This is a genomic window from Streptomyces sp. NPDC096339 (genome assembly GCF_044762985.1).
Taxonomy (GTDB): domain Bacteria; phylum Actinomycetota; class Actinomycetes; order Streptomycetales; family Streptomycetaceae; genus Streptomyces.
Genome location: NZ_JBIWFI010000017.1, coordinates 24,580 through 43,554, shown reverse-complemented (window position 1 = coordinate 43,554; position 18,975 = coordinate 24,580). Strand labels below are relative to the sequence as shown.

The window sequence follows — 18,975 nt, the reverse complement described above, 5'->3', positions numbered from 1 at the left end:
CAAGGTCAAGCGCGACCTGCGCCCCGGGTAACATGGCTGGCACGGCAGACGAGTCGGCCGGGCGGCCGCGTCGGGATCCCCGGATCCCGCCGAGGAACGTCCGGGCTCCACAGGGCAGGGTGGTGGGTAACGCCCACCCGGGGTGACCCGCGGGACAGTGCCACAGAAAACAGACCGCCGGGGGCTTCGGCCCTCGGTAAGGGTGAAACGGTGGTGTAAGAGACCACCAGCGCCTGGGGTGACCCAGGCGGCTAGGTAAACCCCACCCGGAGCAAGGTCAAGAGGATCCGTCCCCGGACGGGTCTGCGCGAACGCTTGAGGGCTGCCCGCCCGAGTTCGCGGGTAGACCGCACGAGGCCGGTGGCAACACCGGTCCTAGATGGATGGCCGTCTCCCCGGCGACCGCGAGGTCACCGGGTGACAGAACCCGGCGTACAGGCCGGCTCGTCTGCCGCTCCCACTCCGTTCGGGGTGGGAGCGGCGATGCCCGCGCAGGTCCGGCGACCTCCCGCCACCGCGCCGGCCCCGGCCCCGCGTTCACGCCCGAGGACCGTCGGCGTCCGCACCTTCCTCCGAACGATGAGACACCTCTTCATCTGACGCCGGGTCACCCATATGATCCACCGGACCTGCCAGCGGTAACGCAGGGTGGGCGGACGGCGAATCGAGGAGGAAGACGCGTGACCACCCCCGAGAACCCGGCCCGGGTGCCCGGCCCCGCCACCGCGAGCGGTCACCCGATGGTCCGGACGGAACTCGCCTATGTACAGCGCCGGGCCCCGTTCGGACAGGCCGCCCCCTACGCGGGCGGCTGGCTGACCCTCGCCCTGATCGGCACCCTGATCTCCGTCATCGCGCTGACCGTGGTCGCCCACACCGAGATCCCGACCGACTGCGGGCGGTTCGGGTGCGGATCCGAGGTCGAGGACGCGGTGGGTACGCTCGCGAACGCCTGGACGTGGGCCACGATCGGCATCGTCGTCGCACTGCCCTCGTTCGCCCTCACCCTGTGGGCCTGGCCCACCGAGATCCGTCGCGTCCTCGACTGATCCCTCCGCGGTGGCCGCCCGGTTCGCGGCGGCGGGTGCAAGCGTCTTTCGGCGGGGCGCACCGTGGGGCACCCTCGAATCCATGACCGATCACCCCGCCGCCGCGGCTGCCGCCGCCGCGCTCATACGCGACCTCGCCGGAGCGACCCGCGACCCCCGCGACGCATACGGGAGTCCCGCCGACGTCGCCTCGGTGACCGAGAGCCTGCGCGAGCTGGCCCGCCACCTCGAAGACGCGCTGAAGCACTTGGCCCGGCACGTCGACCACCGTGACGACTGGGCCACGACGGACGCGGCTCAGCCCCCGCGGTACGCGAGCGGCAAGATCCGGTCCGCGAACGCCCAGGCCCGGAACACGGCCCGGGCGCTGGAACAGGCGGTGGAGGCCCTCGACCGCCTCAGGCCCGCACCCTGACCCGGGCCGGGCCGGGCCGGGCCGCGGAGAGTTCCATGCGGAACAGGGCCTCCGGCGGGGCGCCCGGGGCGAGGCGGACCAGGATCTCGACCGGAGCTTTCGCTACCGGTGGGAGCCGCCTTCGGGGAGTCCGGCCAGGCCTGGAGGTCGCCCGGGAAGCGCTCCTGCACCTCGGCGAAAGTCAGGCGCTCCCAAGCGCCGAAGTCCACCCCGCTCAGGCCGTCTTCGACGGTCCCGGTGAGGCCGAGGCGGGTGGCGACCGCCTGCGTTGCCGGCTCAGACCGCTTCGAGTTTCGTCGTGGTGGTCAGACGGTTGTTGTAGCGGGCGATGATGTCATTGGCGAGTGGCTTGGAGCGCGAGCTCGAACCTCCGCCGTTCATCGCCTTGACTATGGCCTGCGACTTCCACTGCTGGACCGTCTTCTCGCCCATCACCTTGACCAAGCGGTCACGGTTGATCACCTCGCCGTTCTTCTCGATGATCATCCCGAGGGCGCGCAGAACCGTGCCGTCCCAGGAGGAGGCGCGACGGCCCCAAGCCTCTTCCGCACAGGTCAGAACCGTCCTGATCATGCCTTCGGTCTTGGCGAGGTACTGAAGCGCCTGGACTGCCCCGACGCGGGTGGCGGTCGTTCCACTGTTCACGGTGAGCCCGCAACTCGTCACTTCTTCGTCGATGCGGACGGCGATCTCGTCCCGCGCGGTGAGGGCGACGTGATGAGTGTCGAGCGGGCGAACCGCCTTGCGGTCGCGGTTGGCCGCGAGGAACAGGCGGGCTTCCATGTCGAGGCTCAGGCCTTCATAGACCATGCAGTCACGCTTGAAGGACTCGCCCTCGCGGATCTTGGCCACGTGGGTGGAGTGCTGGCCGTCGATCAGGTAGTAGAAGCCGTCCTTACGCAAGGAGACCAGGGCCGGCAGGAGGTAGTCGGGGTTCCACTCCTTGTCCAACTTGTTCGCCCAGGCCTTCATGAACGGGCGCTGGGCGACGCCGAACACGCGCTCGACGTCCATGCGTTCGTCGACGCGCAAGTCCCCGACGGCTATGGCGGCATATCGCTTCTTGATCTTGGCCATGCGTGCTCCCTTGTGTGGACCCGACCTTTGCCGCGCCCTGAGGCCCGGCGGCCGCGGTCGGCCGGGCGCCGGCCTTCGCCTTCTCGCCGGAGGCGGGGCCTGTCGCCGAGATGGAGCAGGATGGGGGGAGTGACGGAAAACATCTGACACACCTGCTCAATACGAGCGCTCATATTACAAGAGAGTGATCGCGGCGTGCATCAAACCGACCCCCAGGTCAAGATCTCGACCAGTGTCGACGGTGTGACGATGACCGAGGTCCCCGGATACGACGAGTGCACCTTCATCGTCGGCTTTCCCCCGGGAGAGTCCCATCCGAACGGCTTCTTCATCCGAATGACGAGCCCTGAGAGCCCGCGGCTCACCCCGACCGTGCTCCGTCGGCTGCCCTACGACCGCCTGCTGAAGATCGCCGCAGAGGTCAGGGTGAAGCAGCTCGGTGCAGCCGTCGTGCCCCACGTCGCCGACAGGCGGTACGGAGGCGACACCGACCACGCGCGGGCCGTCGCCGAGGTGTACCTGTGGGCCGTGGATCACGGCATCGCACCCCGCAAAGCCATCGCTGCCCGGTGGGCGAAGTCGGAAGCGACGGCGGGCCGCTGGATCACCCAGGCCCGGAAGCTGGGACTGCTGGCCGCGTACAAGGAGAGGTAACCCGCACGGAAAGCGGGAACCCCCGCGCAAAGGGCGGGGGTTCCGGGTTTCGCGGCCGGGCCGGGCCGGGAGTGGCTATCGCAGGTGCGCCGTGTCGTTCAGGAGGCGGACCGAGGCGTTGCCGTCGGCGTAGTAGGCCACCGCCGAGAGGGAGGCCGCGGAGAGTTCCATGCGGAACAGGGCCTCCGGCGGGGCGCCCAGGGCGAGGCGGACCAGGATCTTGACCGGGGTCACGTGCGTGACCAGCAGCACCGTGCGGCCGGCGTGGGCGGCGAGCAGGCGGTCGCGGGTGGCGGAGATCCGCCGGGTGGCCGCCATGAAGCTTTCGCCGCCGCCGGTGGGGGCCGCCTTCGGGGAGTCCAGCCAGGCCTGGAGGTCGTCCGGGAAGCGCTCCTGCACCTCGGCGAAGGTCAGGCCCTCCCAGGCTCCGAAGTCCACCTCGCGCAGGCCGTCTTCGACGGTCACGGTGAGGCCGAGGCGGGTGGCGACCGCCTGCGCGGTCTCGCGGCAGCGGCGCAGCGGGGAGCTGATGACCGTCTGGATCGTGCCGCGGGCGGCCAGCGCCTCGGCCACGGCGGCGGCCTGGCGGCGGCCGGCCTCGGACAGCTCGGGGTCGCTGCCCCCGCTCCCGGAGAACCTCTTCTGCGGGGTGAGCGCGGTCTCGCCGTGGCGCAGGAGCACGAAGGTGGCCGGAGCCCCCATGTCCGGGCCCCAGCCGGGAGTTGCCGCGCCCGCTGACGGGGCCGCGGCCGTGGTCTCGGAGGCATCGGAGTCGAGGCAGGGTTCGAGCATGGCCTGGGCCTCGGGAAGGGCCCCGCCGTCCGTGAACAGCACGTCGGCCGCTTCCTGGACCCGGTCGGCCGCCGGGCCGCGCGCAGCGGCGGAGACGCCGGGGGCCGTCGCGTGGCCGCGCGCCCCCCTGCCGGAGTCGGCCGTCGTGCCCACCGCCCCGGTCGCGATGCCGCGCGCCGCCTCCGCGTCCGAACCGCCGGTCCACGCACCGCCGCCCGAGGCGACCGGCGTGTCCGCCCCGGCGGCGATGCCGCGGGCGGCCTCGGCCTCCGGGGTGCCGGTTCGGGTGCGGGCGGAGGCGAGGGCTGCTCGGGCCGCCGCCGCGCCGGCGGCCGCGTCACCCGGGGGCCCCGACGGAGTCGAGAAGGCCGCCGTCGAGGCCGACGGCTCCCACTGCCGGCCCCGCTTGCCCGCGTCCATCGCCTCGTTGGCGAGCCGGTCCGCGTGCTTGTTGCGCTCGCGCGGGATCCACTCGTACGACACCTGGGAGGCGGGCAGGATCTTCGCCGCCTCCGCCGCCAGCGGCCGCATGTCCGGGTGCTTGATCTTCCAGCGGCCCGACATCTGCTCGACGACGAGCTTGGAGTCCATCCGGACCTGCACCTGCACCTGCGCGTCCGGGGCGAGGTCCCGGACCGCCTTGAGGCCGGCGATCAGGCCCTTGTACTCCGCCACGTTGTTCGTCGCGACGCCGATGAACTCGGCGCGCTCGGCCAGCGTCTCCCCCGTCGCCGGGTCGAGGACGACCGCGCCGTAGCCGGCGGGCCCCGGGTTGCCCCGGGAGCCGCCGTCCGCCTCCACGACGAACCGGACCGGCCGCTGCATCAGATGCCCGAGTCCGCCGTACGGACCAGGATGCGGCCGCAGTTCTCGTGCCGGACGACCTGGTCGCGGGCCGCGGCCTTGATCTCGTTGACCTCGGCCGTGTCGAGCTCCAGCCGGCAGCCCTCGCAGCGGCGCTGGTACAGGCGCGCGGCGCCGACCCCGCCCTGCTTGAGGCGGATCTTCTCGTACAGGGCCATCAGGTCGGCCGGCATCGATCCGACGATGACCTCGCGGTCCTTGGTGACCTTGGCGGCCTCGGTGTCGAGCTCACCGGTCGCGGCGTCCCGGCGCGCGGTGGCGTCCGCCAGCTTGGCTTCGAGGGCGGAGACCCGCTCCGTCAGCTCGGTGACCCGCTCCTGCGCGCCCTCGAGACGCTCCATGACCTCCAGGACCACGTCCTCCAGGTCGGCCTGGCGCTTGGCGAGGGAGACGACCTCGCTCTGCAGGTTGGCCAGGTCCCGGGCCGAGACTCCGACGCCGGAGTCCAGTCGCGCCTGGTCGCGGGCGGCGCGCTGGCGCACCTGGTCCACGTCCTGCTCCGCCTTGGTCTGCTCGCGGGCCGCGTCGCTCGCCTGCGTCTGCGCGGCGACGAGCAGGTCGCGCTGCTGGGTGAGGTCCTTGGTCAGCGAGTCGACCTCGGTGTGCTCCGGCAGCGACTTGCGCTTGTGGGCGAGCTGAGACAGCCGGACGTCCAGGGCCTGGACGTCGAGAAGTCGGATCTGGTCGGCGGGCTCGGCGTTCAGTTGGGGGCTCCAGAGGTAGAAGGGGAGGTGAGGGACGGCGCGTGCGCCGTCCAGGGGTCGGTGACCGTGCGCGAGACGTGGGTCCGCAGGCCCCAGCCGTTGCGCTCGGAGATCGCGTCGAGTTGCGCGGCGGCCTGCTCGCACCAGGGCCACTCGGTGGCCCAGTGGGCGGCGTCGACGAGGGCGAGCGGGCTCTGCTCGCGGGCCTCGGACACCGGGTGGTGGCGCAGGTCGGCGGTGAGGTACGCGTCCACGCCGGCGGCGCGGACCTGTGCGAAGAGGCTGTCGCCGGAGCCGCCGCTGACGGCGACGGTACGGATGAGCATGTCCGGGTCGCCCGCGACGCGGATGCCCTGCGCGGTGTGCGGCAGCCAGGCGGCGGCGCGGGCGGCGAACTCGCGCAGGGTCTCGGGGTGGTCCAGTTCGCAGAGCCGGCCCAGGCCCCGGCGGCCGTTGGGGTCGGTCGGGTCGGGCACGAGCGGGCCGGTGATCCGCAGGTCCAGGGCGCCGGCGAGGGCGTCGGAGACTCCGGGGTCGGCGGTGTCGGCATTGGTGTGGGCGACGTGCAGCGCGATGTCGTTCTTGATCAGCGTGTGCACGACGCGGCCCTTGAAGGTGCCGGCTTCGACGGTGGTGGTGCCGCGCAGGTAGAGGGGGTGGTGGGTGACGACCAGGTCGGCGCCCAGCTTGACCGCCTCGTCGACGATTTCCTGTACGGGGTCCACGGCGAACAGCACCCGGGAGACCTCGGCATCGGGGTCGCCGCAGACGGTGCCGACGGCATCCCACTGCTCGGCCCGCGAGGGGGGCCAGAGAGCGTCCAGCGCGGCGATGACTTCAGAGAGACGGGGCACGGGCCAAGGCTACCGTCCGGGGCGACCGTCCCCGCCAGGCGAGGCTCCGCCGAGAGGGCCCTCGGTCCGCGCCCGGGCCCCCGGGGTTCCGCCCCGGGAGCCCGCGCCTCGAACGCCGGCGAGGCCGGGAGTGCACAACCACCACCTCCACCACAGGCGAATCGCCGACCGGACACCCGTATGTGTGAAGCGGAGTTGGCGGTGTTGTTCGGCAGGAAGTGCGAAAACTAGCTTCCTCTCGGAGGTGAGGGCCCAGATGACTGTCTGTGCCATCGATGTGACGACCACGACTCCGTTCACGATCACCGTGGACGGTTCGTACGCCGCCCGGCTCGCCGGAGAGGGCGAGGCGTACTACGCCGAGCGCTGGACCCTGTCCGGGTCCGAGGCGTACGCGGTACCGCTGCCGCTCGCGCAGCCCGAAGAGGCCGACAGCGAGGTGCTCCCGCTGACGGACGGGCGGGTGCTGATCCACCGCCGGGTCGCGCAGCGGCACGCCTTCGCGCTGCTGTACCCGACGGGCGCCGCGGCCGGGCCCCGGACCGGGGAGCTCCAGCTCGGGACGGTGGAGGCGGAGGAAGGGCTGCGGGTCCGACTGCTCGCCCCGTGCCCGGACGGGCTCGCCGCCTACGCCCTGGCCGTGACGGACACCGGGACGACGGTGTGGCAGGTGGCCGGCGGCGCCTTCGCCCGGGTGGCGAGCGTTCCCGGCAAGTGTTCCGGCGGGGTGTGGCTGGACCGGGCGGGCCGGATGCTGGCCCTGGACCGGGAGCTGGAGGGCACCGTCAAGGCCGTCGCGGTGGACCTGGGGCGGGGCGGCGAGGTCTCCCCGCTGCTCCAGATCGCCGATGCCAGCGAGGACCGGCTGCTGCTGGCCGACCCGGACAGCGGGCTGCTGCTGATCCGCTCCGACGCCCCGGGCGAACCGCGCCTGGGGTGGGGGGTGCTGGGCAGCACCCGGCCGGTGCGCTTCCCGGAGTGCCTGCGGCTGGACGAGGAGGCGACCCCGTTCGCGGTGCAGCCGGGCCAGGCCCTGATGCCGGAGAGCTGCGGGGTGGCGCTGCGGGTGGGAGACACCGGGCTCGCCCTGTGGCGCCCCGCCGACCGGCACGTCTTCCGGCTCGGCGGCCCGGCCGGCTGGCTCGGCGGCACGGGCCTGTGGACGACGGAGGGCCGCCTGCACCTCCCGTACGCGACGCCGGAGGCGCCCTGCGGGATCCTCGGGATGGCCCTGCCGCCCGCCCCTCCCCCGCCGGTCCGCCTGGACCCGCCACCGCCCGCGGCCGCCGCACCCCGGCCGGTCCCTCTGCAACAGGCGCCTCTGTAGCCCTTCGGGGCAGCCGCCGTGATAGGCAGGCCGGATGACGACCACCCGGGAATCCTCCGCGCCCAGGCCCTTCGACGCGGTGCTCTGCGACCTCGACAATGTGATCCGCTTCTACGACACGAGCGGCCTGGCGGAGCTGGAACGGGCCGCCGCGCTGCCCGTTGGCACCACCGCGGAGGTGGCCTTCCGTCCCGAGCTCGACGGACCGCTGCTGCTGGGCCGCACCACCGTCGCGCAATGGGTGGACTCCATCGCCCTCGCGCTGACGGACGGCAGCGGCATATCCGCGGTATCGGCACGGGAGTTGGCCACGGCGTTCGCGGACGCGCCGTTCGCTGCCGACGAGGCCGTGGTCTCCGTACTGCGCACCGCGCGCACGGCGGGGCAGGTGCTGGTCCTGGTGACGAACGCGACCCACCGGCTGGACGACGACCTGGCCTCGATGGGGCTGTCCGACCTCGCGGACCACGTCGTCAGCAGCGCCCGGGTGGGCGTGGCCAAGCCGGACCGCGGGATCTACGAGATCGCGGTCGAACGGGCAGGCGCCGCCCCGGAGCGGTGCCTCTTCGTCGACGACCGCCTGGAGAACGTCCGGGCGGCCGTGGCACTCGGAATGACCGGTGTGCACTACCGCGAACCCGCCGATCTGCGGGACGCTCTCGGCTTCCCGATCTGACCGCGGGCAGCGGGCTGCGGGCCACGGGCCGCGGGAAGACGCCCGGGCGGCGGGGGTCTTCCGCCGCCCGGAGCGCGAACACGCGGACTAGCCGTGCTTGAGGCCGAGGACCTCGGCGGCCGCGAAGGTCTCGTTCGCGGGGCGGGAGTCGTAGTGCGGGGTGAGCAGCTCGTCCAGCTCCTCGAAGGAGAAGGTCTCCTTCGAGGTGTCGAACTTGGCCGCCACCTTGGGGCGTTCCATCACGACTACGATCCCGCCGTGCACGACGAACAGCTGGCCGTTGGCCTTCGCCGAGGCCGGCGAGGCCAGGTAGCCGACGAGCGGGGAGACGTGCTCGGGGGCGAGGGCGTCGAGCTTGCCCTCCTCCGGGACCTGGAAGCCGGCGAAGACGTCCTCCGTCATACGGGTCCGGGCGCGCGGGCAGATGGCGTTGGCCGTCACCCCGTACTTCGCGAGGGCCAGGGCGGTGGAGGTGGTCAGGCCCACGATGCCGCCCTTGGCCGCCGCGTAGTTCGGCTGGCCGGCCGAGCCGCCGAGGAAGGCCTCGGAGGAGGTGTTGACGATCCGGCCGTAGACCGGCCCGCCCGCCGCCTTCGACCGCTCGCGCCAGTGCACGGACGCGAAGTGCGTGGTGTTGAAGTGGCCCTTGAGGTGGACCCGGATCACCGAGTCCCACTCGTCCTCCGACATCGAGAAGACCATCCGGTCACGCAGGATGCCCGCGTTGTTGACCAGGATGTCGAGCTTCCCGAAGCTGCTCACCGCCAGGTCGACCAGCTCGCGGGCCTGCTCGAAGTCGGCCACGTCGCCCAGGTGCGCCACCGCCCGGCCGCCCGCCGCACGGATCTCCTCGGCCACCTCCTCCGCCGGGGCGGCCGAGGCCTCCCCGGAGCCGTCACGGCCCGGCTGCCCGAAGTCGTTGACGACCACGCTCGCGCCGAGCCGCGCGAGCTCGATCGCCTCGGCCCGGCCGAGCCCGCGGCCCGCGCCCGTGACGATGGCGGAGAGTCCCTCAAGTGGCAGTGACATCCGTACGGTTCCTCTCAGAGCTGGTCGGCTGGGCGTCAGATTTCGATGCAGGTGCGCAGGGCCACGCCCGTGCGCATCTGGTCCAGGGCGTCGTTGATCTCGGCGAGCTGCACCCGGTGGGTGATCAGGCTCGCCAGGTCCACCCGGCCGGCCCGCCACAGGGCGATCGTGCGGTCGTAGGAGCGGAGCACGTCCCCGCCGCCGTACATCGACGGCAGGATCTTCTTCTCGTCGAAGAAGAGCGAGAACATGTCGACCTGGTAGTTGTCGTCGAGCGCGCCCGCGCCGACGATGACGACGCTGCCGCCGCGCCGGGTCATCTTGTACGCGGTCTGCGCGGTGGCGGACTTGCCGACGACCTCGAAGACGTAGTCGAAGCCCTCGCCGCCGGTGATGCGGTTCTTGGCGTCGTCGAAGGCGTCGGGTGCGACCGCCTCCGTCGCCCCGAACCTCAGGGCCGCCTCGCGCCGGGACTCCACCGGGTCGACGGCGACGATCTGCGCCGCGCCCTGCACCTTGGCGCCCTGGATGACGGAGATGCCGACTCCGCCGCAGCCGATGACGGCGACCGAGGCTCCGGCCTCCACCTTGGCGGTGTTGATGGCCGCGCCGAGGCCGGTGGTGACCCCGCAGCCGATGAGGGCGGCGATGTCGAAGGGCACGTCGTCGGGGATCGGGATGGCGCAGGCGGCCGGTACGACCATCTCCTCGGAGAAGGTGCCGGTGCCGGCGAAGCCGAAGATCGCGTTGTCGGCCCGCTTGAAGTTGGGGGTGGCGACGTTCCCGAAGGCTTCCAGACACAGGTGGCCCTGGCCCCGCTTGCAGGCGGGGCAGTGACCGCACGGCGGCAGCCAGCAGACGAGGACCCGGTCGCCGATGTGGTGGCCGGTCACCCCGTCGCCGACGTCCACGATCACACCGGAGCCCTCGTGGCCGGGGATGAAGGGGGCGGGCTGGGGCAGTACGCCGCTCATCGCGGACAGGTCCGAGTGGCACAGGCCGGTGGCCTTGATGCGGATCCTGACCTTGCCGGGGCCGAAGCCCACGGCCTCCATGTCGTCGACGACCTCGAGCTTGTCCTGGCCTATCTCGCTCTGCAGTGCTGCGCGCACGGTGCGGCTCCTTAAACAGGTCTGGATGACGCGTTCTGGATTACGCGTGTTCGACGACGGTGTCGGCGAGGACCGGCGCGTCGTCCCGTTCGACGGCGGTCACCGACACCAGCACCCGGCCGGGCTCCTGCCACATCCGCATGCGCAGCGTCTCGCCCGGGAAGACGATCCCGGCGAAGCGCGTGCGGTAGGCGCGGACGCGGGAGACGTCCCCGCCGAGCGCCGTGTCGACGACGGCCTTGAGGGTCATCCCGTACGAGCACAGGCCGTGCAGGATGGGCTTGTCGAAGCCGCCCAGCTTCGCGAACTCGGGGTCGGCGTGCAGGGGGTTCCAGTCGCCGGAGAGCCGGTAGAGCAGTGCCTGGTCGTCCCGGATGTGGCGCTCCTCGACGCGGTCGGGCGCGCGCTCGGGCAGCTCCTCCTTGGCGGAGGGCCCGCGCTCGCCGCCGAAGCCTCCTTCTCCCCGTACGAAGATCTGCGCGTCGCTCGTCCACAGCGGCCCGTCGGCGTCCTCGACCTCGGAGCGCAGCACGATGACGGCCGCCTTGCCCTTGTCGTAGACGGCGGCGACCTTGGAGCCGGCGGTGGCCTGCCCCTTGACGGGGATGGGCCGGTGCAGCGTGATGGAGTGGCCGCCGTGCAGGACCATGGCGAGGTTGACGTCGATGCCCGGGGCGGACAGGCCGCCCAGCATGGCCATCCCGGCGCCGGCGACGGTCGCGAAGCTGGGCAGCACGTGCAGCTTGGATTCGAGGGTGTAGCGCAGCTCGTCTGGGTCGGTCGCCAGGCTCTGCCCGCTGCGCGCGGCGCCCGCGCCGAGGCCGAGGTGGTAGAGCTGGATGTCCTTGTGGTCCCAGCCGATGTCCCCCTTGCGGGGGTCGGCGGCGAGGGCCTTGGCGGCATCGATCGGCATGAGGATGCTGCTCCCTGTTCTTGGTTCTTCTTGGAAGACCTCGGTGCGGCCGTCCGCACCGTCGGCCGCACCGAGGTCGCATGCGGACCGGTTTTAGAACGCGTTCTAGGACCGGTGAGGGAATGTATAACGCACGCCCCAGCAGTTGGGAAGAGCGCTGACCCCATGTGCTGACTCCACGTCAGTTACTCTTCGCACGTGAGCGAAATGCCCGTGAACCACCGCCCCACCCGGTCCCTGCGGGTCCTGCTGGACCCGCCCGATCCGGCCCTGGCGCTGCGGCTCGGCCTCCAGCCGGACATCGAGGTCGTACGGGATCTGACGGCGCGTCCGGCGGTGGCGCTGGTGGAGGAGGTCGCCGCCGCGTCGGCGATCCTCGCGGAGGACCCGGAGTGCCGGGTCCTGGTCACGACGGGCTCGGCCCACCCGGGACTGGCCGAAGCGGTGCTCGCCGCCGGCGCGGCGGGCCTGGTGCTGCGGGACGGCCCGCTGGAGGAGCTGGCCGACTCCATCCGGCGGGCCTCGATGGGCGAAACGGTGATCGACCCGGTCCTGGGGTGAATTCCCGGGTGGTTCCCCGGGTGAATCCTTTCCGAGCCCTCCCGCCTCTTGTGTACGTACCGACGACAAGGTCGGGACCGAAACACGAGACCTGGAGGTCGCAGTGACCTACGTCATCGCCGGAGCCGTCGCCCTCGTACTGCTGTGCACCTGCACGGCCGTCGTCCTGCGCAAGCGGAGCCGGGCCCGTGGCTGACCCGTCCTGGCCGGGCGCGACGCTGGTCGCGGCCGCGCAGCGCGGCGACGTCGAGTCGATCACCGCGCTGGTGTCCGGCTCGCACCCGCACGTACGCCGCTTCGCCCACTCGCTGTGCGCCTCGCCCGAGGACGCCGAGGACGCGGCCCAGGAAGCGCTGATCATCCTGTACCGCAAGATCGGCATGCTGCGGGCGTCCGGCGCACTGGCCTCGTGGATGTTCCGCATCGTCCGCAACGAGTGCATGCGGCGGGCCCGGGCCGCGATTCCCCGGGGGGCCGGGACGGTACCGGAGGAGCGGGCGATGTCCGCCGAGGAGGAAGTGGTGCTGCGCCTGGAGGCGGCCCGGGTGGCGGAGGCCGTGGCCGCGCTGCCCGAGGACCAGCGGAGGGTGCTGATCATGCGGGACGTCCAGGGCCTGAGCGGCCGCGTCACCGCCGATGCGCTGGGGATCGGCACCCCGGCGATGAAGTCCCGGCTGCACCGCGCCCGCGCGGCCGTGCAGCTCGCCCTGCGTACTGCCCCTGGAGGTGGCGATGCCCATGCCGACCACTGACCGCGCCGGCGGCGACTTCGCGAGCGCGTCCCTGCCGCGGCACCTGGCGCGGGGGGCGGTCGGCTTCGGCGCCCTGATCGGCGCCGTGGCCCTCCTCCCGTTCACGGGCCCGGCCTCCCTGCTGCTCGCGCCCGTGGGGTTGCTGGCGCTGCGGGGGTGCCCGATGTGCTGGGCGATCGGGCTGGCCCAGACGGTCTCGCGGGGGCGGCTGCGACGGGAGTGCGTGGACGGCCGCTGCGAACTGGTGAAGGCCGGCTAGCGAGGCCCACTGGGCCGCTGCCCCCGCACCCCCGCGCCTCAATCGCCGGCGGGGCTGAGCATGCCTCCGGCGGCGGGGGGGGGGGGCGCGGGGGGGGGGGGGGGGGGCCCCGGGCCCCCCCCCCCCCCCCCCCGCCGGCATTCGAGGCGCGGGCGCGGAGCGCCGTGTTCGCAGCGGCATCTGACGACTCAGCGCGGGCAAAAGCCAGCCCCGCCGGCGTTTGAGGCGCGGGGTCCGGGGCGGAGCCCCGGGTCCCCCGCCGGGGCGCTACTTGCGGAGCAGGGTCACCACCGCCGCGCCCCCCAGCCCGATGTTGTGGGCAAGGCCCACCCGCGCACCGGGGACCTGCCGCGCACCGGCCGCGCCACGAAGCTGCCAGACCAACTCCGCCGCCTGCGCCAGCCCCGTGGCTCCCAGGGGGTGCCCCTTGGAGATCAGTCCCCCGGACGGGTTGACCACCCACCGCCCGCCGTACGTCGTCGCGCCCGACTCCACCAGCTTCCCGGCGGCGCCCTCCTCGCACATGCCCAGCGCCTCGTACGTCAGCAGTTCGTTGATGGAGAAGCAGTCGTGCAGCTCGATCACGTCCACGTCCTCGATGCCCAGCCCCGACGCCTCGAAGACCTGCCGCCCCGCCGCCGCCGACATCGGCTTGCCGACGACGTCGATGCACGAGCCCGAGGCGAAGGACTCGTCCGTGTCCGTCGTCATCGACTGGGCGACGATCTCGACCGCCTTGTCGTGCAGCCCGTGCTGTACGACGAACCGCTCCGAGACCACGAGCGCCGCCGCCGCCCCGTCCGAGGTCGGCGAGCACTGGAGCTTGGTCAGCGGGGAGTGGATCTCCTTCGCCGCCAGGATCTCCTCGACCGAGTACACGTCCTGGAACTGCGCGTTCGGGTTGTTCGCCGAGTGCCTGTGGTTCTTGGCGCCGACCGCCGCCAGCTGCGCGGCCGTGGTCCCGTACCGCTCCATGTGCTCGCGCGCCGCGTTGCCGAAGATCTGCGCGGTGGGCGGGGACATCTCGAAGCCGTGCCCGGCCGCCATGATCCCGTAGTGGCGGGCCACCGGCGAGGTCTTGAAGTCGCCGCCGTCCGCGCCGCCGCCCAGCGCTCCGCGCTTCATCTTCTCGAAGCCGAGCGCGAGGACGCAGTCGTTGATCCCGCCCTCGACGAACTGCCGCGCCATCATCAGCGCCGTCGAACCGGTCGCGCAGTTGTTGTTCACGTTGTAGACCGGGACTCCGCTCAGCCCCAGCTCGTACGCCGCCCGCTGGCCGGCCGTGGAGGCCTGGAAGCAGTAGCCCACCGGCACCTGCTCGACCAGCCCGTAGTCCACCCCCGCGTCCGCGAGCGCCGCGCTCCCGGCCTCCTTCGCCATGTCCCAGTACTGCCAGTCCCGCGACTCCGGCTTCTCGAACTTCGTCATGCCGACGCCCACGATGTACGACTTCATGTCTGTGCTGCCCTTCAGTCCCTGGGAAGGCCGAGGATCCGCTCGGCGACGACGTTGAGCTGGACCTGCGTGGTGCCCCCGGCGATGGTCAGGCAGCGGGACATGAGCATCCCGTGCACCGCCCGCTCCCCGGCCCCCTCCCGTACGGCGCCCGCCGGGCCCAGCAGTTCGAGGGTGAGCTCGGCGGTCCGCTGCTGGTGCGGGGTCTGGACGAGCTTGCGTACCGACGCACCCGCGCCCGGCTCCAGCCCCGACACCTGCTGGAGGGTGGTGCGCAGCCCGATGCAGGCCAGCGCGTGCGCCTCGGCGGCCAGCGCGCCGATGCGGGCCCTGTAGGCACCGTCGAGCTCGGCGGAGCGGGCGATGAGGGCTTCGAGGCCGGTGTCGAAGCTCATCAGGCCGGCCATGTGGACGCGTTCGTTGCCGAGGGTGTTGCGGGCGACCTTCCAGCCTCCGTCGGCCGCCCCGACGAGCGCGTCCGCAGGGAGGACCGCGTCGTCGAAGTAGACCTCGTTGAAGAGGGCCTCGCCGGTGATCTCCTTGAGCGGGCGGACGTCGATGCCGGGGGTGTTCTTCATGTCGACGACGAAGTAGCCGAGCCCCTTGTGCTTGGGGGCGTCCGGGTCGGTGCGGGCCAGCAGGATGCCGTAGTCGGCGGTGTGCGCGGAACTCGTCCACACCTTCTGCCCGTTGATCTTCCAGCCGCCGTCCTCGGTGCGCTCGGCCTTGGTGCGCAGCGAGGCGAGGTCGGAGCCCGCCCCGGGTTCGGAGAAGAGCTGGCACCAGGTCAGCTCCCCGCGCAGGGTGGGCAGCGCGTACGTCTCCCGCTGCGCGTCGGTGCCGTAGGCGAGCAGCGACGGCACGACCCAGGTGGCGATGCCGAGGTCGGCGACCTTGACCCCGGCCGCCTGCATCTCCTGCTGGACGACGAGCTGCTCGACGGGGCCGGCGCCGAGCCCGTAGGGCGGCGGGAGGTAGGGGGCCGCGTAGCCGGTCGGGGCGAGGATCCGCCGCGCCGCGGCCGGGTCGAGGCCGCGCGCGTCCTCGATGACGGTGCGGGCCCGCGCCCGGTACTCCTCGGCCTCCGGGGGGAGTTCGAGGCGCAGCTCGCGCCGGGCGCCGCCTTCCGCGAGGCGCACGGCCCGGATGCGGTGGCCGTCGCCGGAGCCGAGCAGCTGGCGGGCGACGACCGCCCGCCTCAGGTGGACGTGGGCGTCGTGTTCCCAGGTGAAGCCGATGCCGCCGAGGATCTGGATGCAGTCCTTGGCGCAGGAGTAGGCGGCGTCCAGCGCCGTGCCCGCCGCGAGCGCGGCGACCATCGACCGCACGTCCGCGCTCGGCTCGTCCATCGCGTTCGCGGCGTCCCAGGCCAGGGCCCGGGCCTGCTCCAGCCGGACGAGCATGTCGGCGCACAGGTGCTTGACGCCCTGGAACTGCCCGATGGGCCGGCCGAACTGCTCGCGTATCTTGGCGTACGAGGCGGCCGTGTGCAGGGCCCAGGCGGCGATGCCGCAGGCATCGGCGGCGAAGAGGGTGCAGGCCAGGTCCCGTACGAGGGCCGCTTCCAGCTCCAGCACCCGGTCGGCGCCGACGGTGACCCCGCGCGCGTGCACCTCGGCGGTGGGGCGGGTGGGATCGGCGCTCTCCTGCGTACGGACGTCCAGCGCGGCGGCGTCCACGGCGAACCAGCGGGTGCCGTGCGCGGCCTCGGCGGCCAGCAGCACGAGGTCGGCCTCGCCGGCGCCGAGCACGGGCGGCGCGAGCCCGTCGAGCAGGTACCCGCCGCCCTCGACGGCGACGGCCGTCAGCGTCCCGGGCCCGAGCGCGACGGCCCCGACGCGCCCGGAGAGGGGCTCGGCCCCGGCCCGGTCCAGCAGTACGGACGCCAGCGCGCTCGGCAGGTACGCCCCGGGCAGCGCGCCCCGGGCGGCCTCCTCGACGACGACGGCGAGGTCGAGCAGGGTCCCGCCCTCCAGGTGCGGTTCCAGCAGGCCCTGCGCGCCCATCGCGTCCCAGTAGGTGGGCCGCGTCCCGGTCTGCGGCGGGGTGTCGAGCAGCTTGCGCACCTCTTCGGGAGGCATGGCCCGCGCCACCCAGCCGCGTACGGCTTCGGCCAACTCCCGCTGTTCCGCTGTGATTCCGATGCCCATGCGCGGCAGAGTAGAACACGTTCCATTCTGACGGAAGGTCAGAATGGAACGTGTTCCACGACGTGTGGCGGCTCGGCGTCAGCGGGATGCGGCCTGCACCGCCGAGCGGGCGATGTCCTTGACCTGCTGGAGGCGCGAGCCCGCGGGGTACATCTTGCTGCCGAGGTCCACGCGGACGACGAGGTTGCCCTCCCGGACGGCGAGGAAACACACCCTGAGGCATACGGACCGTCAACAACGGCTCGGGTCAGGAGCGTTCGTAGTAGTAGCCGTCGCCGTGCGCCGGTCCCACGTTGTGCTGGAGTCCGACCGGCTCGCTCTTCGTGAAGAACGACGCGTCCAGCGCGCCGCAGAAGCTGCTGGTCGACTTGCTCTTGTCCACCGCCGCCGAGCCGATGTTGATCCGGCTTCCGCCGCCGCCCACCGACGTCACCTTCGCGATGTTCTCGCAGTGGCCCAGCTGGGACTCGGTGATCAGGCGGACGGACCCGGACCGGGAGATGGTCACCGTCGCCGGCTGGTCGATGTTGAACTGGCCCTTGTACGTCCAGGTGCCGACGAAGTACGAGGGCACGGCGTCCCCGCCGGACGAACCGCCTCCGCTCGGCGAACCCCCGCCCCCCGGAGTGGAGCCGGGGGTGGTGCCGGACGCGTTGCCGCCGCCGGGAACGGTGCCGGTGCCGGTACTGGTACCGGTGCCCCCGGCGGCGGGGCCCCCGCCGCCACCCCCGGGGGTACCGGCGCCGCTCCCGGTTCCGCCCGGGGTGCCCCCACCGCCTCCCGGCGTACCCGCGCCCGCCGCGGCACCCTGCGCACCGCCACCGCCACCGCCCGGGTCCGCGGCGCCGCCGACCTGGCCGCCCTGCGCCGTGCCGTCGGGGTTCTGCGGGGTCGGGGTCTGGGGGGTCTGTGCGCCCGGAGCCGGTGAACCGTTCACCGCGGACGGGGCGCCCCCGGCGCCGGGTGTCACGGGCGCGCTGCTCGCCGGGGGCGCCGCCTGCGAGCCCTCACCGCCGAACGGCTGGATCAGGGCGACCGTGCCGCCGCCGATGGTGATCACGAAGACTGCCGGCACGGCGACGGTCCACCGCCGCTTGCGGCCGCGCCGCTCGGTCGCGGGGGTGCCGTCCACGGCCGCGGGACCGGGGGGCGGACCCGGGGCCGGCTCGCCCGACCCCGGTCCGGCGGGCCCGGACTCCGGGCGCAGCCCGAGCGTCGCCCGGTCGGTGGCCTCGGCAGCGGCCTCCGTCTCCGCCTCCCGTTGGGGCGCCGCCTCCGCGTCGAGCAGCCGCGCCGCCTGCCGGGCGAGCCGCGCGACGACCTCGGGCGGCAGCCACGCCCCTCCGGGCGCCGCCGGCCGGACCCGCTCGGGGTCCTCCAGCAGCTCTTCCACGCCGGGCCGTTCGTCGACGGCCTTGGCCAGGCAGCGGCGGATGAGCGCCCGCAGGGAGTCGTCCCGCACCCGCTCCAGCTCCGGCTCGCCCTCCACGATCTGGAACATCACCGCGTGCTGGTTGCTGGCACCGGCCCCGAACGGCAGCCGGCCCGTGGCCGCGTACGTCAGGACGCAGCCGAGGGTGAACACGTCGCTCTTCACCCCGGCGCGCTGCCCGCGGACCTGCTCGGGCGACATGAATCCGGGCGAGCCGACGACCATGCCGGTGCTGGTCAGCAGCGACTCGACGGAGGTCTCCAGGGCCCGCGAGATGCCGAAGTCGATGACGCGGGCGCCCTCGACGGTGAGCATCACGTTCGACGGTTTGAGGTCTCGGTGCACGATCCCGGCCGAGTGGATGTCGGCCAGCGCGTGCAACAGGCCCTCCGCGAGGGCGTGTACGGAGTCCACGGGCAGGGGGCCGTGCCGGCGCACGATCTGCTCCAGCGAGAGCCCGGGGACGTATCCCGTCGCCACCCAGGGCCGGTCGGCGTCGGGATCCGCGTCGATCACGGGCGCGGTGTACCGCTCGCCGACGCGCCGGGCGGCGTCGATCTCGCGGCGGAAGCGGGCCCGGAACTGCGCGTTCGAGACGTGCTCCTCGTGCACCACCTTCACGGCGACGGTCCGCCCTGCGTCCGACCGGGCCAGGTACACCCGCCCCATGCCGCCGGCGCCGAGGCGCCCGAGCAGCAGGTACGGCCCGATCCGGCTCGGATCGGTGGCCGCGAGCGGCTTTATGCCACCGTCGACGTTGTCGTCGTCCTGGTCGTCCCGGTCGTCACTGATCCCACTGCTCATGCTGCCCGTTCCCCCGGTGAGTCCGCTTGGTCGGCCGAACTTGCCTCAGGGTAAAGGCCGTTCGCGCCCACCCTGAAGGGCGGGGCGTCGAACCCG

General features: G+C 73.0%; 19 protein-coding genes, 1 other RNA gene and 1 pseudogene. 9 read left to right on the top strand and 12 right to left on the bottom strand.

Translation table 11 applies throughout. The features are described 5' to 3' along the window. Window positions 1-49 precede the first annotated feature (49 nt). The 3 genes from rnpB to ACIQ5Y_RS21915 all read left to right on the top strand — a co-directional run bounded on the left by rnpB (window position 50) and on the right by ACIQ5Y_RS21915 (window position 1,464). Window positions 50-451, top strand: an RNA gene (gene rnpB / locus ACIQ5Y_RS21925) — RNase P RNA component class A. Between the two features lie 229 nt (window positions 452-680). Next, window positions 681-1,049, top strand: coding sequence for a hypothetical protein (locus ACIQ5Y_RS21920; RefSeq protein WP_403882793.1), 369 nt, complete (start codon window positions 681-683; stop codon window positions 1,047-1,049). A gap of 82 nt (window positions 1,050-1,131) precedes the next feature. After that, entirely contained in the window at window positions 1,132-1,464 is a 333-nt protein-coding gene (locus ACIQ5Y_RS21915) for a hypothetical protein (RefSeq protein ID WP_403882790.1), read from the top strand. 19 nt (window positions 1,465-1,483) lie between these two features. Here ACIQ5Y_RS21915 and ACIQ5Y_RS21910 read toward each other — a convergent pair. Both ACIQ5Y_RS21910 and ACIQ5Y_RS21905 read right to left on the bottom strand, forming a co-directional pair. Further along, window positions 1,484-1,751, bottom strand: a pseudogene (locus tag ACIQ5Y_RS21910) (histidine phosphatase family protein); the annotation flags it as partial. After that, a complete protein-coding gene (locus tag ACIQ5Y_RS21905; protein ID WP_403883088.1) occupies window positions 1,741-2,436 on the bottom strand; it encodes a DUF6551 family protein in 696 nt (231 codons plus the stop codon). The gene ACIQ5Y_RS21905 and the pseudogene ACIQ5Y_RS21910, both read right to left, overlap by 11 nt. 300 nt (window positions 2,437-2,736) lie before the next feature. On the opposite strand from ACIQ5Y_RS21905, the gene ACIQ5Y_RS21900 reads away from it, so the two are divergent. Then, on the top strand, window positions 2,737-3,195 hold the full coding sequence (locus ACIQ5Y_RS21900; protein WP_403882787.1) for a hypothetical protein: 459 nt from the start codon (window positions 2,737-2,739) through the stop codon (window positions 3,193-3,195). A gap of 75 nt (window positions 3,196-3,270) precedes the next feature. Here the strand turns inward: ACIQ5Y_RS21900 and ACIQ5Y_RS21895 are convergent, their stop codons facing one another. Genes ACIQ5Y_RS21895 through ACIQ5Y_RS21885 form a run of 3 tightly spaced genes read right to left on the bottom strand, consistent with a single transcriptional unit; the run spans window position 3,271 to window position 6,409 of the window. Beyond that, on the bottom strand, window positions 3,271-4,812 hold the full coding sequence (locus ACIQ5Y_RS21895; RefSeq protein WP_403882784.1) for a bifunctional RNase H/acid phosphatase: 1,542 nt from the start codon (window positions 4,810-4,812) through the stop codon (window positions 3,271-3,273). Further along, window positions 4,812-5,555, bottom strand: a complete 744-nt coding sequence (locus tag ACIQ5Y_RS21890) for a zinc ribbon domain-containing protein (RefSeq protein WP_403883085.1) — start codon at window positions 5,553-5,555, stop codon at window positions 4,812-4,814. Before ACIQ5Y_RS21890 ends, ACIQ5Y_RS21895 begins: the two co-directional genes overlap by 1 nt. After that, window positions 5,552-6,409: a Nif3-like dinuclear metal center hexameric protein gene (locus ACIQ5Y_RS21885; RefSeq protein ID WP_403882781.1), complete on the bottom strand. Its 858-nt coding sequence runs from the start codon at window positions 6,407-6,409 to the stop codon at window positions 5,552-5,554. Before ACIQ5Y_RS21885 ends, ACIQ5Y_RS21890 begins: the two co-directional genes overlap by 4 nt. A 256-nt stretch (window positions 6,410-6,665) precedes the next feature. Between ACIQ5Y_RS21885 and ACIQ5Y_RS21880 the strand changes: the two genes are divergently transcribed. Further along, entirely contained in the window at window positions 6,666-7,736 is a 1,071-nt protein-coding gene (locus ACIQ5Y_RS21880; protein ID WP_403882778.1) for a hypothetical protein, read from the top strand. A gap of 34 nt (window positions 7,737-7,770) precedes the next feature. Continuing rightward, the gene (locus ACIQ5Y_RS21875) at window positions 7,771-8,412 is read left to right on the top strand and encodes an HAD-IA family hydrolase (protein WP_403882775.1); all 642 of its coding nucleotides are present in this window, start codon (window positions 7,771-7,773) and stop codon (window positions 8,410-8,412) included. 87 nt (window positions 8,413-8,499) lie between these two features. On the opposite strand, the gene ACIQ5Y_RS21870 is transcribed toward ACIQ5Y_RS21875, so the two are convergent. The 3 genes from ACIQ5Y_RS21870 to ACIQ5Y_RS21860 are packed head-to-tail and all read right to left on the bottom strand — an operon-like array spanning window position 8,500 to window position 11,466. Beyond that, window positions 8,500-9,441, bottom strand: coding sequence for a 3-oxoacyl-ACP reductase (locus ACIQ5Y_RS21870; RefSeq protein ID WP_403882772.1), 942 nt, complete (start codon window positions 9,439-9,441; stop codon window positions 8,500-8,502). A 35-nt stretch (window positions 9,442-9,476) separates the two neighbouring features. Beyond that, on the bottom strand, window positions 9,477-10,553 hold the full coding sequence (locus ACIQ5Y_RS21865) for a Zn-dependent alcohol dehydrogenase (RefSeq protein ID WP_403882769.1): 1,077 nt from the start codon (window positions 10,551-10,553) through the stop codon (window positions 9,477-9,479). Between the two features lie 40 nt (window positions 10,554-10,593). Next, window positions 10,594-11,466 carry a MaoC/PaaZ C-terminal domain-containing protein gene (locus ACIQ5Y_RS21860; RefSeq protein WP_403882767.1) on the bottom strand — a complete coding sequence of 291 codons (873 nt, stop codon included), beginning with the start codon at window positions 11,464-11,466 and terminating at the stop codon, window positions 10,594-10,596. A 207-nt stretch (window positions 11,467-11,673) separates the two neighbouring features. On the opposite strand from ACIQ5Y_RS21860, the gene ACIQ5Y_RS21855 reads away from it, so the two are divergent. From ACIQ5Y_RS21855 to ACIQ5Y_RS21845, 3 genes are all read left to right on the top strand, one after another. Continuing rightward, window positions 11,674-12,027 carry a DNA-binding response regulator gene (locus ACIQ5Y_RS21855; protein WP_403883082.1) on the top strand — a complete coding sequence of 118 codons (354 nt, stop codon included), beginning with the start codon at window positions 11,674-11,676 and terminating at the stop codon, window positions 12,025-12,027. A gap of 188 nt (window positions 12,028-12,215) precedes the next feature. Then, window positions 12,216-12,779, top strand: coding sequence for an RNA polymerase sigma factor (locus tag ACIQ5Y_RS21850; RefSeq protein WP_403882764.1), 564 nt, complete (start codon window positions 12,216-12,218; stop codon window positions 12,777-12,779). After that, window positions 12,766-13,038: a hypothetical protein gene (locus tag ACIQ5Y_RS21845; RefSeq protein ID WP_403882761.1), complete on the top strand. Its 273-nt coding sequence runs from the start codon at window positions 12,766-12,768 to the stop codon at window positions 13,036-13,038. The genes ACIQ5Y_RS21850 and ACIQ5Y_RS21845 overlap by 14 nt, the downstream gene beginning before the upstream one ends. 267 nt (window positions 13,039-13,305) lie before the next feature. On the opposite strand, the gene ACIQ5Y_RS21840 is transcribed toward ACIQ5Y_RS21845, so the two are convergent. The 4 genes from ACIQ5Y_RS21840 to ACIQ5Y_RS21825 form a co-directional block, all read right to left on the bottom strand. Further along, window positions 13,306-14,493: a lipid-transfer protein gene (locus ACIQ5Y_RS21840; protein ID WP_403882758.1), complete on the bottom strand. Its 1,188-nt coding sequence runs from the start codon at window positions 14,491-14,493 to the stop codon at window positions 13,306-13,308. A 14-nt stretch (window positions 14,494-14,507) separates the two neighbouring features. Beyond that, complete coding sequence (locus tag ACIQ5Y_RS21835; RefSeq protein ID WP_403882755.1) at window positions 14,508-16,643, bottom strand: acyl-CoA dehydrogenase; 2,136 nt, start codon at window positions 16,641-16,643, stop codon at window positions 14,508-14,510. A 78-nt stretch (window positions 16,644-16,721) separates the two neighbouring features. Continuing rightward, entirely contained in the window at window positions 16,722-16,856 is a 135-nt protein-coding gene (locus tag ACIQ5Y_RS21830; protein WP_403882752.1) for a hypothetical protein, read from the bottom strand. A 34-nt stretch (window positions 16,857-16,890) separates the two neighbouring features. Continuing rightward, window positions 16,891-18,879 (bottom strand): serine/threonine-protein kinase, encoded by a 1,989-nt coding sequence (locus tag ACIQ5Y_RS21825; RefSeq protein WP_403882749.1) that lies wholly within the window; start codon window positions 18,877-18,879, stop codon window positions 16,891-16,893. Between the last annotated feature and the right edge of the window lie 96 nt (window positions 18,880-18,975).